Source organism: Flectobacillus rivi, from assembly GCF_030056655.1.
GTDB classification, from domain to species: domain Bacteria; phylum Bacteroidota; class Bacteroidia; order Cytophagales; family Spirosomataceae; genus Flectobacillus; species Flectobacillus rivi.
In genome coordinates, this window is record NZ_JASHIE010000005.1 from 61,807 (window position 1) to 76,566 (window position 14,760).

14 protein-coding genes and 2 tRNA genes are annotated in these 14,760 nt (G+C 36.3%); 6 read left to right on the top strand and 10 right to left on the bottom strand.

Annotated elements, in window-relative coordinates; translation table 11 throughout:
• Positions 1-32: 32 nt before the first annotated feature.
• On the bottom strand, positions 33-680 hold the full coding sequence (locus QM481_RS08125) for a thioredoxin family protein (protein ID WP_283381370.1): 648 nt from the start codon (positions 678-680) through the stop codon (positions 33-35).
• A 521-nt stretch (positions 681-1,201) separates the two neighbouring features.
• On the opposite strand from QM481_RS08125, the gene rplU reads away from it, so the two are divergent.
• Both rplU and rpmA read left to right on the top strand, forming a co-directional pair.
• Complete coding sequence (rplU, locus tag QM481_RS08130) at positions 1,202-1,513, top strand: 50S ribosomal protein L21 (protein ID WP_095160938.1); 312 nt, start codon at positions 1,202-1,204, stop codon at positions 1,511-1,513.
• Positions 1,514-1,593: 80 nt separating this feature from the next.
• Positions 1,594-1,854: a 50S ribosomal protein L27 gene (gene rpmA / locus QM481_RS08135; RefSeq protein ID WP_095160939.1), complete on the top strand. Its 261-nt coding sequence runs from the start codon at positions 1,594-1,596 to the stop codon at positions 1,852-1,854.
• Positions 1,855-1,907: 53 nt separating this feature from the next.
• Here the strand turns inward: rpmA and QM481_RS08140 are convergent, their stop codons facing one another.
• Complete coding sequence (locus QM481_RS08140; RefSeq protein WP_283381371.1) at positions 1,908-2,555, bottom strand: NAD(P)H-binding protein; 648 nt, start codon at positions 2,553-2,555, stop codon at positions 1,908-1,910.
• Entirely contained in the window at positions 2,555-3,292 is a 738-nt protein-coding gene (locus tag QM481_RS08145) for a glycosyltransferase family 2 protein (protein ID WP_283381372.1), read from the bottom strand. The genes QM481_RS08140 and QM481_RS08145 overlap by 1 nt, the downstream gene beginning before the upstream one ends.
• Before the next feature lie 422 nt (positions 3,293-3,714).
• Between QM481_RS08145 and QM481_RS08150 the strand changes: the two genes are divergently transcribed.
• From QM481_RS08150 to QM481_RS08165, 4 genes are all read left to right on the top strand, one after another.
• Positions 3,715-7,806 carry an AAA domain-containing protein gene (locus QM481_RS08150; RefSeq protein ID WP_283381373.1) on the top strand — a complete coding sequence of 1,364 codons (4,092 nt, stop codon included), beginning with the start codon at positions 3,715-3,717 and terminating at the stop codon, positions 7,804-7,806.
• A gap of 86 nt (positions 7,807-7,892) precedes the next feature.
• Positions 7,893-8,765, top strand: coding sequence for a UbiA family prenyltransferase (locus QM481_RS08155; RefSeq protein ID WP_283381374.1), 873 nt, complete (start codon positions 7,893-7,895; stop codon positions 8,763-8,765).
• A gap of 171 nt (positions 8,766-8,936) precedes the next feature.
• Positions 8,937-9,012, top strand: a tRNA-Gly gene (locus tag QM481_RS08160).
• Positions 9,013-9,070: 58 nt separating this feature from the next.
• Positions 9,071-9,156: transfer RNA gene (locus QM481_RS08165), tRNA-Leu, on the top strand.
• A gap of 245 nt (positions 9,157-9,401) precedes the next feature.
• Here the strand turns inward: QM481_RS08165 and QM481_RS08170 are convergent.
• From QM481_RS08170 to QM481_RS08200, 7 genes are all read right to left on the bottom strand, one after another.
• Entirely contained in the window at positions 9,402-10,634 is a 1,233-nt protein-coding gene (locus QM481_RS08170) for a tyrosine-type recombinase/integrase (RefSeq protein ID WP_283381375.1), read from the bottom strand.
• Between the two features lie 207 nt (positions 10,635-10,841).
• The gene (locus QM481_RS08175) at positions 10,842-11,129 is read right to left on the bottom strand and encodes a hypothetical protein (protein ID WP_283381376.1); all 288 of its coding nucleotides are present in this window, start codon (positions 11,127-11,129) and stop codon (positions 10,842-10,844) included.
• A gap of 1,101 nt (positions 11,130-12,230) precedes the next feature.
• A complete protein-coding gene (locus tag QM481_RS08180) occupies positions 12,231-12,938 on the bottom strand; it encodes a hypothetical protein (protein ID WP_283381377.1) in 708 nt (235 codons plus the stop codon).
• A gap of 7 nt (positions 12,939-12,945) precedes the next feature.
• Positions 12,946-13,461 (bottom strand): hypothetical protein, encoded by a 516-nt coding sequence (locus QM481_RS08185; RefSeq protein ID WP_283381378.1) that lies wholly within the window; start codon positions 13,459-13,461, stop codon positions 12,946-12,948.
• A 158-nt stretch (positions 13,462-13,619) separates the two neighbouring features.
• Positions 13,620-13,901: a helix-turn-helix domain-containing protein gene (locus QM481_RS08190; RefSeq protein WP_283381379.1), complete on the bottom strand. Its 282-nt coding sequence runs from the start codon at positions 13,899-13,901 to the stop codon at positions 13,620-13,622.
• 253 nt (positions 13,902-14,154) lie between these two features.
• Complete coding sequence (locus QM481_RS08195) at positions 14,155-14,358, bottom strand: hypothetical protein (protein WP_283381380.1); 204 nt, start codon at positions 14,356-14,358, stop codon at positions 14,155-14,157.
• 134 nt (positions 14,359-14,492) lie between these two features.
• Positions 14,493-14,753 (bottom strand): hypothetical protein, encoded by a 261-nt coding sequence (locus QM481_RS08200; RefSeq protein WP_283381381.1) that lies wholly within the window; start codon positions 14,751-14,753, stop codon positions 14,493-14,495.
• Positions 14,754-14,760 lie beyond the last annotated feature (7 nt).

Sequence of the window (14,760 nt, forward strand, 5' to 3'; positions counted from 1 at the left end):
CATGCCCTCTTTTTTATATCTAAATTGCTGTATTAGAACCCTTTCCATTTAATAGCACAACCAACAGCTTTAGTATTATTTACCATTACTGGGCGTCCACTCAATAGATTGTTGACGGCATCTTCTACAAACTTTTTGTTCACAGCACTTGCGTCTTGCATATTGTCGTCTATCGCTCCAATATATTGTACCGTAAATCGATCTCCTTCTTTTTTGAGTACGAAGCACGAAGGTGTTCTGGTTGCACCAAAAGCCTTGGCTACTTCTTGGGTTTCATCTTGTAAATACGGAAACGTAAAACCTTTACTTGGAGCTGTCAGACGCATGTTAGCAAATGAATCTTCTTCGTAAGCATTTGGGTCATTTGGATTAATAGCAATGACTGGATATCCTTTTGAAGCGAACTTGCTATGCAAATCCACAATTCTTGAATCGTAAGCCTTCGAAAATGGACAGTGATTACAAGTAAATACCACGATATATCCTTTTACATTGCGATTGTCGCTCAAGGATAACATGCGACCATCAATATTTTTTAGTTGAAAATCGCTAACGGTTTGCCCAATGTTATATCCAGATTGAGCATTAATAGAGCCAATAGTAGCCAACAGAGTAATGATAATGAATAAAGATTTGGCGAAAAAGGCTTTTTTGATGATATGATGAATGACTGATTTCATTTTAGATAGTGTATTAAAGAGCGCACAAAATAGTACAAAATGCCAGACAAATAAATAATTACTACAAGATAATTACCAGAATTGAAAAATCTGACTGGTTGTGAATGGATATGAGAAGTGCTACATGTGTGAAAAAGAGTAGGTAAATTGTGCTTTAATTACAATGCAAATACGTAATAATAAAAGACTTAGTTCATTTTTGATTGAGGATTTTATTATTAAACGTAAGACTTTTTAAAAAGGTACTATTCTTGAAAAAATATTTACTAAACGGTCTATTTTTGAATGAATGCGTAAGTAAAATAACCTACAAAAGCCAAGTACTTATGCCTGAGAGTCTAAAGTTTTGATTGTTAGTTGATTATATTTCTAAAAAAGTCGTTACAAGATTTCGAAAATTCAAAATCTCTTGTTAAATTTGCATCCCTTTTAGGGGCAAATGGCATTTGTCAAACCCTCTAATTAGCTTCATTAAATCCATTTGCTTGAATTATAGCTAGTTAGTTTAAAAATACAATACAATGTACGCAATCGTAGAAATCGCTGGTCAGCAATTTAAAGTTGAGAAAGACCGTTACCTTTACACGCATCGTTTGGCGGGTGAGGAAGGCGCTGCACTAGTTTTCGACAAGGTTCTTCTTGTTGACAATGATGGAGATATTAAAGTAGGTGCTCCAATCGTTGAAGGTGCAACTGTATCAGGTAAAATTTTGGCTCACGTTCGTGGCGAAAAAGTTATCGTTTTCAAAAAGAAACGTCGTAAAGGCTATCAAAAACAAAACGGTCACCGTCAAGACTTGACTAAAGTTTTAATCGAAGGTATTACATTCTAATTTAGTCTTAAGTTATTAGTTGAAAGACTTCTGGTTTAGGTCGTATTATTCATAACTTAACGTAAAAACATTACAAAAAAATGGCACACAAGAAAGGTGCGGGTAGTTCGAAGAACGGCCGTGAGTCACATAGCAAACGCTTAGGCGTTAAAATCTACGGTGGTCAACCTGCTATTGCTGGTAATATCATCATCCGTCAGAGAGGTACTGCTCACAATCCTGGCAAAAACGTAGGTATCGGTAAAGACCATACTTTGTTTGCTTTGGTTAGTGGTACTGTACAATTCAAAAAAGGTTTCAAAGGTCGTTCTTTCGTAGAAGTTATTCCTGCTGAAGCTTAATAACGATTTTACCCATAAAAAAGGATGCTTGTTTAACAAGCATCCTTTTTGCTTTATAAGCCATATATTGCATCAGATTCGATAAATGTTGTTTTCTTTGGAAAGCTTTCTTTAGAAGCTTTTATCAACATCCTTACTATTTTGTCTACATGAACTCCTCGGTATTTCTTTAATGGACCAATCATGAGAGGACTTAAAATCGTATCTAAAACTACTCCCAATTTCTCACCCAAACGAAATTCTTCACGATTTCCTAAAATCAATGACGGGCGAACACAAACGAGCTTGGCAAATCCTAATGCACTAAGTTTTTGTTCTAACTCACCTTTGGTTCTCAAATAAAAACCAGAAGAATTGGCATCTGCTCCTATCGACGATACAAGTATATAACTTTCGATTTCATTTGATTTGGCTATTTGACCAACTCTATAAGGATATTCGCAATCAATCAGATATTGAGCTTCTTTGCTTCCTGCTTTCTTGAGAGTTGTCCCCATCGCACAGAATAACACATCTCCTTTTACTTTGTTAGTATCTGGATGCTCAAAATTAAAAATGACTTGTTCTAATTTAGGATGCGATATTGTCAGAGGCTTGCGGACTAGTAGGGTTACTTTGGAGAAGTAATCATCCTTGAGAAGTTGTTGAGTAAGTGTGCTACCGACTAGGCCAGTAGCACCAATAATGATAGCATGTTTCATTATCCTAAAATATTCCATTTGATACCCCACTTGGCTAAGCGGTACAATATAGAAACACGAAGCACGCCAAGTCCATATTTAGAGCTTCTCATAAAATTGATAGAAGAAGCCTCTTCAAAATATTTGGTTGGACAAGTTACTTCTGCAATCTCAAACCCATGCCAAAAGATTTGCGCAATCATTTCGTTATCAAATACAAAATCGTCGTCGCAACGTTCAAATGGTACTTTTTCAAGAACCTCTTTTGAGAACGCACGGTAGCCTGTATGATATTCAGAAAGCTTTTGACCTAACAAAACGTTTTGGAAAAACGTTAGAAATCTATTGGCAATGTATTTGTACATAGGCATACCTCCTTTGAGTGCACCCATGCCCAAGATACGTGAACCAAATACTACTGGATATAGCTCATTACCGATGATAGAAATCATAGCAGTAAGCAACATTGGCGTATATTGATAGTCAGGGTGTAACATAATGACAATGTCACCGCCCAATTCCAAAGCTTTGTTATAACATGTTTTTTGATTTCCGCCGTAACCTTTGTTTTTGTCATGGCGAATCACATGTTTGATTCCCAGTGATTTGGCTACATCTACGGTATTGTCAGGGCTGTGGTCATCTACTAAAATTACCTCATCGACAAGGTCGAAGGGTATTTCACGATATGTTCGTTCAAGTGTCAACGAAGCCTTATAGGCTGGCATTACAACGATAACTTTTTTGTTGTTATACATTTTAAATCAATTTTCTATGAATCAATAATTGAGTCAAATTTAAAGTAAAAATAGTCGCAAAAATACCTGAAAATCAATACAGTGAAAAGAAATAGAGCTATTAATATGCTCGAAGATTACAAGTGGTATATATTGGTATGACTAAATGTTTGGCAATTTAAGATTTTACTAAATTTTAAACAAAATCAAGGCCAAACTTATATTTATCCTTCGCTTGTTGTCAATTCCTTTATCTTTGTGTTTTTTTGCCCTTTTACGAATCTTTAAAAGCTATCAGTATAACGAGTAAATATTTGTAACAACTTGTAGCTTAGATTATTGACAAAAATAGTACTTTGCAAAGTTTACCATTGCCTATCTTTTCCTGTTAATTATTCATTTGAATTTTCGGAGTCGTACGACTCTTTAAAAATATTTTGTACGTGATAGATTATTCCTTACAAACCATACTCAAAGCTTATGCAAAACGCTTGACCAACCTAAGCGCCAAGAATAAGTCTTTGCTATTATTAAATCTCCCCACTGAGCAGTTTATAGACTTACACGAACTTGATTTTTTACATAATCAACCCTCGTTTATGTTGATTGAGCAACTTATAGCTCAGAAAAATGCTATTTCTCTTTGTGATACGCTCGACCCTCGAAATGTAAAAGTTAATGAGGTAAGTAAAAGACTGAAGAAGATTTCCCGTACCGAAAAATTTATTGAAGAAGAGCGAGGAGCTAAAGATTTATACGTCGGCTATCCGATGATAAAAGGTAAGCTGATGGACGGTACTGTGGTACGCTGTCCATTATTATTTTTCCCAGTTACACTTACACAAAAAGCCCAGCGTTTGTCGCTCAATTCGAGTACCGATACTGGTTCTGGGATTAAGTGGCACTTACAGCGCCGAGAAGAGCCTGTGACTTTTAACCGTAGTTTTTTGTTGGCATATTCTCACTTTAACGAGATTAAAATTTTTGATAATTTTTTAGAATATACCTTTGAAGATTTTTCAAAAACATCGCTTGAGTTTAGAACACAACTCTATGAATTACTGAAAGTTTCGCCTTTAAATGTGAATTTTAATCAAGAGCTTTTTACTAACCAATTACAGTATTTTGAAAAAAGTACAAAGGCTGATTTAGAGCAAATTGAAAAGAATGGAGAACTAAAATTATATCCTCAAGCAGTACTTGGAATATTCCCTCAAGCAGGTTCGTTTTTAGTGCCTGATTATGATTTTTTGATAGAAGAATCCCAAAACAATATTACTGGATTATTCCGTGAAGGTGAGGCACAGTGGCTACACCCAAGCTTAAGCATGATTCAGCCCACTAAAATCCGAGAAGAGAAGCTATTAACACCATTGGCGATTGATGCTTCACAGGAAGAAATTATTCGGGAAGTAAAGATTGGGAAATCGCTTGTGGTGCAAGGTCCTCCAGGCACAGGCAAGTCACAGTTGATATGCAACTTGGTTGCTGACTTTACCGCACGTGGCAAATCGGTTTTGGTTGTGTCGCAGAAACGAGCAGCCCTCGATGTAGTTTATGAACGTTTGCGCCAAATTGGGATGGAACAATTTGTAGGAAGTGTTCACGATTTTAAGAATGATAGAAAAGCACTGTACAGTCAAATTTTGTACCAAGTAGAGCAAATAGACGCCTATAAAAAGCATAATTATAGTTTAGATAGTATCTTTTTGGAGCGCAGTTTTGATCAAGAATCTCGTCGGATTGACAAAATTGTCGAAGAATTGGATTCTTTCAAAATGGCATTGTTTGATACCTCGTTATGTGGAGTTTCGGTCAAAGAATTATATCTCACTAGTTCGACTGATGTTTCTTATATCGATTTGAGCAATTTCTACCAAGACTACCGTTTTGATCAGTTGGACGATTTTTTGACACGTTTTCAAAAATATTGTCAATATACCCGTTTATTTCGCCACGATTCGATTGGGAAAAATTTTTGGAATAAAAGAAAGCGATTCAATAGTCTGACATTTTCGGATGTAAAACACTGGCAAGAACTTTTTTCCAAGACCTATAAAGCTACACAAAGCGCCTTTCAAGAATTAGAAAGCCTATTAGAGTCAAAAATTCAATATGATGATTTGCTCAATCTTATTCAAGAAAAGGATGAACTGAAAAGTATTAGCGCTATTTTGACCTCAGGTAGCTATTTTGATGCACTAAAGTATCGAAAACAACAAAAATACTCACTTAGAGCCTTAGAGTTTTCACAACTTTTTGAGCAAATTAAAGCAATATTTGGTGCAGAAGGTATTGAAATTACGTTGGATTCCTCAGCATTAAAACCATTTTTACATAAGCTAATTGAGGCACTCGATGCCAAATCAAATGCTATCGGAGGAATGGTTTGGTCGCTCTTTTCTAAACAAAAAAAGGATATACAAGACGTGGTCATAGCCAATGGGCTGACGATGTCTGCCGATGATTTGAGACGCTTACAAATGCGCATTCAAAACCGTATTCAACTTGAGCAATGGTGGACAGAGTTTGGTCATTTATTTTGGGTAAAATCTCAGGGAAATGCTTCTACAGAACGTCCTATCTGGTTAGGAAAAGGCTTTCGGTGGTTTGAACGCCATTTTGAGATGATGCACAAGGCGATTCAAGCAGATATGATTTGGCAAGAAACGCACTTAAGTTTGTTATTAGATATTTCGTCATTCGATTATGATTCAGTAAAAAACCTTTTAGAAGACATACACGCAGCACTTGAGGGTTACTCAGAGGCGTATGTCTATTCACAACCTTATCTTGCGGATTCTCAGTTAGAAATGTTGGCAAATATCAAAGCTTCAGAGGCAAGGGATATTATTACTTATCTTGATGAACACTTTGATTTGATGCTCGAAGCAGATGAAATCCATCGCTCCTTTTCTACCAGAGAAATGGATTTAATTAGATTGCTAGAAAGAGAAGCTGATCTTGAAGATTCGCCTATCGAACTATTCACTAATAATTTAAAACTAGCTTGGATTGAAGCCATAGAGCAGCGTTATCCTATTCTGCGTGGTGCTAGTACTCTCAAATTACAACAGCTAGAAGAAGATTTGCAAAAAGCTATCGAACAGAAGCAACAGCTTAGTAAAGAGATTTTGCAACTCAAACTTCGTGAGAAAACCTATCAATCTCTAGAAGTCAATAGGCTTCAAAATGTTACTACGTATCGTGATTTAAAGCATCAGGTTTCGAAAAAACGTAAGATTTGGTCTATCCGAAAACTTATTGCAGAACTTTCAGATGAAGTATTCAATCTGATTCCTTGTTGGCTGGCTTCACCTGAGACTGTTTCGGCAATATTTCCTTTGACGACTCATAATTTGGCTATTTCGGAGAAAAATTCTACAGGATTTCACCCTGTTATCTTTGATTTAGTCATTTTTGATGAAGCTTCCCAATGTTACGCTGAGCAAGGAATCCCTTCAATTTTTAGAGGAAAACAAACAGTCATTGCTGGAGATTCTAAGCAATTACAACCCTCCGATTTGTATCGCATTCGTTTTGAAGACGACCTCGAAGACATTCCTGCTTTAGAAGTAGATTCGTTCCTAGATTTAGGATGTCAATTTTTGCCTCAAATGCAGTTACGTGGGCATTATCGAAGCCGTTCGCTAGATTTGATCGATTTCTCTAATCAACATTTTTATAACAATTCTCTTCAGCTTTTACCGCGATTTGAGGATATGAACGATGGAGATGCCTCTATTGAGTATATTCAAGTTTCAGATGGTATTTGGAATAATCATTGCAATGCCGTTGAAGGTGATGTTATTTTGACCTTGGTAAAAGAATTACGGGCAAATACACCTGATAAATCCATCGGAATCGTAACTTTCAACTATCGTCAGCAGGTTTATATTCAGGATTTGTTGGAACAGCATTTACATGCTCAGGAGAAATCAACTAAAAATGGACAAGAGCCTATTTTTGTCAAGAACATAGAAAATGTTCAAGGAGACGAAAGAGATATTATTATTTTCTCGGTAGGCTATGCTCCCGATGCTTCAGGGCGTTTTACGATGAACTTTGGTGCGTTGAATATGGCTGGAGGGGAAAATCGCTTAAACGTTGCCGTAACACGCGCCAGAGAGCGTGTATATGTAATCACGAGTATTGCCCCTGAGCAACTCAAAGTAGAGGACGCCACACACGAAGGTCCAAAATTATTAAAACAGTATTTAGAATATGCTCGTCGAGTTTCGGAAGGAATATATTCACCTCAGCCTCATATTTCAAAAAACTATTGGGCAGAATGGCTGTTAAAAGAACAATTAAGCAAGAAAGTTGTTTCGTTTGTAAAAGAACTTCCTTTTGCGGATTTGACAATTAAATCTTCGCAGCAATACCAAGGTGTTGTACTGACCGACGATGATTTGTTTTATGATTCTCGCTCTGTGAAGGAATCCTTTGCGTATTTGCCTATGGAATTACAGCGTAAAGGTTGGAGTTTTACTCGTTACTATAGCCGTCAGCTTTGGAAAAAGGTCATTCCTTGATTTTGAGTATGAAGGTTTTGAATCTCTAAGATTGAATCTGTCTCAACGAGACAGGTTCAATATACAATTATTTAACCTTCAAACTCATGAAAAGTACTTTACTACATTTGAGGATTCCTTTCTCGTTTTTTTTGATGCCAGTGTATTGGTTTGCCCTTAGCCAATCATCTACTCTACATACTGATAAAGCTGTTTTAGTCTTTATTCTCTTACATTTATTGATATACCCTGCCTCCAACGCTTACAATAGTTTTTATGATAAAGACGAGTCCTCTATTGGTGGATTAGAAAATCCCCCGCCAGTAACCAAGGGCTTGTATTATACCGCTTGGAGCCTTGATATTGCAGCCATTATTTTAGCTTGGGTTTTCGATTCTTGGATTTTAGCACTGGGCTTGTTGTTGTACAGCACAGTCTCCAAAGCTTATTCTTATGATAAAGTTCGTTTGAAAAAATATCCAATAATTAGTTGGTTGACAGTCGGTGTCTTTCAAGGAGGATTTACTTATTTATTAGTATTGCAATCCGTCGGGCAATTGACTTGGTCAGAATTATTTTCTTCAGATAACCTTTTGCCAGCAGTATTGAGTACTTGTAATCTTTTAGGGTTTTATCCGATGACACAAGTGTATCAGCATGAAGAAGACGCAAAACGCGGAGATTTGACGATAAGCAGACTTTTAGGAATTAGAGGAACATTTTTATTTACGGCAGGGATTTTTTCCTTAGTTACGATTGGCTTTTATTTCTTTTTTGTGGGAAAAATGATTTTTGGACTTCCTATTTTTCTTATTTATTTACTGATTTTGTCTCCAGTTTTACTTTTTTTCAACTTCTGGTTCATGAAAGTTTTGAAAAATGAAGCATTTGCAAACTTCAAAAATACCATGATTTTGAATTTTTTGGGTGGAAATTGCTTAAATGCCTTTTTTATCTTGATTTTTTTGAAAAAAAGTTAACAAATTAGTGATTTTACAAGAAAATGATAATCAGTAAATTACGGAAACATTACCAAATAATTTAAAAAAAAGTTAAATTTTTTTTCATCAAACACTTGCATAGTAAAATTATACCCCCTAATTTTGCATCACAATTCAGCGACAAAGTAACGCTGATAACAAAAAGAAAATGCGAAAGTAGCTCAGCTGGTAGAGCGCAACCTTGCCAAGGTTGAGGTCGCGGGTTCGAACCCCGTCTTTCGCTCCACTTTAAAGCACCAATCTGGTGCTTTTTAAGTTTAGTAGGTCAGTGTAAATTGACTGAAGCCAGGGTGGTGGAACTGGTAGACACGCAGGACTTAAAATCCTGTGAGCCGCAACGCTCGTACGGGTTCGATTCCCGTCCCCGGTACTAGATACCCTGAAATTTGCTAAAAAGGGCAAATAAAAAGAAGCGTAAAGACCTAATTTGATGGTTTTTACGCTTCTTTTTTTGTTTTTACTAACTTTTGATTGTCCCTTTTTTGCCTTTATTTCGTCCCTCAATCGTCCCTCTGAAATCTACGTTTAGATATGTCTTATAGTTTTTGTCTATTTGGGTTGATTTTGTATAAGATAAACCTATAGTGTAAGTGTTTCGTTTATAGCGTTCTATGACTAAGCGAAAAACCTCTGTATTGCCAGTGATTCTTCTATTGTGCCGTACTGCCTCAGCTCGTCTATTTTAGAATGTCCTACCATCTTAATCAAATCATGAGGAGGCACCGGGTTTTTCGGTCTATTCAAGCAATATGTTACAAATGTTTTCCGTCCCGAATGGAATGTGTATCTCTTTGGCTCAGGTATTCCAGCCTCTAAGAGCGCTCCTTTGAGATATTTGTTACACTTTTGGTTAGATACCCGGGGAATATTCTCGATACTTCCACCATATTTTACTATTATCTCAGCGGCAATATCTGTGAGCGGTGCCGTAAACTTAGTTTTAGTCTTTTGCCTTACACCCTTTATACATCTTGCATCATAATCTATGCTGGAATCTCGCAAGTTTAGAATATCAGTGTAGGAAATACCAGTGGCACACGAAAAAGCGTACATATCAATTACTTTTCTAAAACTTAGGCTGCTATATTCGAAACGATAAATATGTTTAACCTGATCCATTGTTAAATGAGTCAAATCGAACTCATAATATTTAGGGGTTCTGATATTTTCTATTGGGCTTTCTATTATTTCGCCATCCTCCACGGCTTTTCTAAGCACAACCTTTAACCTCATGATATGTTTATTTACGGATGACACCGAACTATCTGGCAATTTCATTAACCAATTTTTATACTGCTTAATCCAAGCCCTATCTATGTGATTGATAGTTACGGGTACTTTTGTTTCTTCTACATACCTCTGAAGCCTTAATAATTTGTACTTGTAGTCTCTCAGTGTGTTATATGCCAATCTACTTTTATCCTTTTCGGGCTTCAATGCCTCCTCCTCTATAAACTCACTATACAGCCTAATAATAGAGCAATTGTACTTGTTTGTGAAATTTACCCCATTCCTCAAAGCTCTATCATACGCATATTTCAAAGTTCGACCATCTAAATAAATCCCCTCCTTATTGTGGTACTCAACTATCTCATTCAACATTATCTTAATCGCTTCAAGCTTCTCAGAATAAGCCCGCAAGTCAGGGTTATTGTCTATGTTTTCAATACAATTTTTCTGATAATTCCACTCTGTTTTTGTGTCTATTTTGATTCCTGTAGTTCCAAGTTCTACAAGTTCACCATTGCAGTACGCTCGGATGTAAATACTTTCCTTGTCTGACTGCTTTTTGCCTCTCTGTTTTCTAAATCTATAGTATCTTACTACGGTATTTGCTACTATTTTCATTTTCTTTATACTGTTGCTTTTTCAGTTATAAATACTGAAATTTATAATTTATGTAGATTTTTATCTATTTATTGGTGCAAATGGCACAAAAAAGTCCCAGAAAAGTATCATTTTGATACAAATTTGATACAAAAAAGTATATCAAAAGTATGATGAAATTCTAAGCGGTTTTAAGTGGCACACCGATCGTCATAATGGCGAACCTCTTTAATTATTGCCAATAGTTATGCTAGTATTCGGGCGTGATTGCTGAGCAATGAAAAGATTATCGAGTAGCTCGTTGAAGTACATGAAAAGGTCAGGTGCATGTTCGCCGTTCCAATCCCGGCTTTTGTACGAATCAGAACGGACGTAGGCATCGAACATATCGCCAAAGCTACGTTTTAGTTCTACGTAGTCTTTCAGCCTGATAGTGTAATCAGCAAAAAATGGAGGTAATTCTACTTGGAGTGGAGTTTCGTCCAACATGAGGACAATTTGTTGTGAATTTTTCATTTTTGTGAGAATTTATGACTTCGCAACATAATAAAAGTCAGTGCTGCGATTCCGACTGCATAACCTTCTCACGGGCAAATGTCTTTAAACATTTATCGGAATCAACAGCACTGACCCTTATTGATAAGCATAGCCGCTCACAGTCAAATCAGATTAGATTAGACATAAAAAAAAACCGACAAATATTGAACGGTTTTATCCGCCCGTTGAGAATAATTATGCGTAACAAACCTAATAATAGTTTTCCAAAATGCAAAACTAAAATTCGAGGAGGCTTTAGTTTTCCCCTTTCATTTGATTGAATACCCTCACCGAGGGGTGTCTATTTTAACTGTCTTAAGGGAATTGGGACAGGTGATTTTTTAACTATCAAAACATTTATCTCATGAAAACGATAAGAAAATTTATCTATCGAGTTTTAGGCTTGAAAACTCAGGAAGAAATCAGGGATTTTATTTACGATGACATTGTAAACAAAATCATAGAGCGTCATTCTTAAATTCATCTACATACTTGAATATTTATCATTTTACAGTGCAACAATTTTGTTAAGTTGTTGATTTTTAGATGAATATGGACACCTTTTTGTCCTTCTTGTGATTCGACCACTGTGCGATTTCCACACACTGCTTTTTTGTTGCTAGTTTAGTCCAAATATCTGAAGCCTTATAAATGCACATTTAAGACACGAAAAACAACCCAAACACACAATCGTACCGAAAGACATACAAAAGCCCTAGAATCACAAGGAATTAAGCCAAAAACAAGATTGTCCACTTATCAACAACAAGCCGACCAGCGTCCGCCCCCCCTAGTTTGCGGAGCCAAAAAGGCATTTGAGTTTTAAGGCATTGGGATTTTTACCAAAATCAAAAAAAAATCAAAAATTCAGCTCTAATAGATATTATTTAAAGATATTATTAAGAGATATTTCTAAAAGATATTTCTATAGGTGCATACTTTGTGCTGAATCATTGCACAATCATTGTTGAAACTCTGCTAAATATCCTTACTATAGGTGCATATTCTGTGCACACTCACTTATTATAGGTGCATACTTTGTGCATACGCTCTTATTATAGGTGCATACGCTGTGCACGCTTATTTTCGGCTCAATTTATAAGCGGCTCTACTTCGTGCCTCCTCTTCAATTCTTTTCAATTCTTTGGCTTTATAGGACTGCCTTTGCTTCTCAGCTATAAAAATCAATGCTTCATACTTCATGCTAAAAGAAATATAGAATCCTCGAGTTTTTTTTGCGTAATAGACAAGTCCCCAATTTACCCTCAGCTCGTTTTTTATCTTAGTTAATTGATAACGCCCTGATAGCTTTTTGCGGGCTTCTTTCTCTGCCTCTGAAGCATTACTATCTAGGTACTTCGAGCATGTCGAATATCCGAATAGCCTAGCAATTAGATAATCATCGGTGTACTTTCCGTATGGGTTTGTGCCCAACATGCTTTTAATTGCTAAGAATGCGCAAAAGACTATAGTATCAAAATCTCCTTTTTCTGAAAAAATATACTCTTTGAGCATACCCACTTTACAACTACACAGTACGCTATCACCTGACAACAACCAATCATCGTATAATTTCTCAGCTTCTCGTGCCGCACGTGGAACGTTATCATAGTTTATCCCTAACTCATTGATAGCATGTTGAAAAGATGCTTGAAATCTATCCTTAACGAACTTTTGAGCGCCGAACTTTATAGCATTACTAGCCATAATATCAACCCTAACCTCTCCAGCCACCACCCCTTTAACATACTCAATAGGAAACGTGATGTACACATCTTTTTTTTTCATAGCACTATCATTTAAAATGTATGTACCAGTTGAAAAATTCCCCAAAGCTCTTGATTAACAGATAGATACCCCCTGCCTTCTCAATGCTAGCTTGATATAACTTTTGCGCTTCGCTTTGCCTATCTGCTCCTATTTTGACCTCAATCTTGACCGATTGCCCCCACATTGTAGCAGAAATATCAGCCGTACCGACCTGCGAGGAGGATTTAACCCTTTTTATGCTGCCTATAGTTTTAATTACCCCAACGGTATTTGTAACAGTCTTCCGGGTATCAATTACTCTACCCTCACTACTTATACGCTCTGCTTGACAGCCTTCAGTATTGTTAAGGAAATCAACTATACATTTTGTAAGTCCATTTGCCGTTTTATCCTCGTATCTAGGCTCTGGTACAGCGTACTCCGGAATATTAGGGTAATTACTCTGATTCTTAGCTTTAATAGCCTTTTTTAGTAATTTTATAGCTTCTTTGTCAGTGAATATATCACAATCAAAACGCTGATTCTCTTTACCTTTATTCATAATATGAATGTTCTTTTAAAGCCTCCTCAACCACCAATTACAAGGAGGAATTACTTTTTAAGCAATACTAATCCATGCAACTAAGTTTTAGTTACGAATAGTAAAAGCCCTAAATTTGATTTGATTTTGCCTGATTTGTTGGGAGATTATTAGCTATATTATTTTAGCGCTCCCACTTTCTTTCTTAATCCCTCTGAGAGTTCGTAAGTTGCCTTTTTCTTGTTTGATAGCAACCATTTATCAACCTCCTCTTTCTTAAAGTAAATAATCTTGCCGTTTGGATTGTAGTATGGCACGACCCTTCTCGCTGTAAGTTTGTACCCGTAGGATTTTGATATACCAACGTACTCACAAAACTCCTCAAATGTGAGTACATCCTTTTGACCTAATAGAGCCCTTTCTATTCGCTCCAATCTTTGTTCAATTACTGTGTTGTCCATTGTATCAAGGTTTTAATGTTTAACTTAATGATACAAAGGTGTGCTCTTATTCTCAAACAGAAAGTTTACCTTTCGAGATTAGTATAGGTGAATGTAAAGTGAAGTATAATTATCATTTCACTCTTAGTTGGGTACGAGTGAAGTATAATTACCCTTATCATGTCATTCTCCACTAGGGAGAGTGAAACAAAAAAAGCCCGAAAGGAGACCTAACGGACTTTGTTAACAAACAACATAAAGCGTATGAACAGCTTTAATAACTTTTACTTTCTTGAATCAATGTTCTTGCTTGCGTAGTTATCGTTTTTACCTTTGTTTTGATGGCATCTTGTAATAGTTCTTTTTCTGAATCGCTGGCACCATCCATGTAGTCCACGATCGCTTTCGTGGCCCTATCAACTGCCTCGGTGTCTAAGTTATCTACTGTCAAGAAATCTGAAATAATCTTTTGTATCATGGTAGTTGGGGCGTCGTTGCCTTTTAGGTTTGTGAACAAAATGAGATTTACTTTTCAATTTTTTCTAAAAAACACTTCATTGAACGAACGCAACGAAGTGTTTTTGCACTACACAAACAAATAAACTTTACAGTCTATTTATATTTTTTATCCCTGACAAGTCTAATATTGTTAAACTCAGGGAATACCCTAATGTCTTCCTCTTTAATGACTCCTCGACGAATCCAATTTGTAACGAGAGATTCGTCAGCGATTCCGTATTTTTTACAATAGTTTTTTATCGTTAGCCAGTCACTCAGCTCAACTACTCTGCCCTCCGAAATAAGGAAGTTTTTTGCATTCTCAATTAGCTCCTTAGCCTGATTGAGAATGTCGTCAGTTTTTGTACTAGACATTTCTACC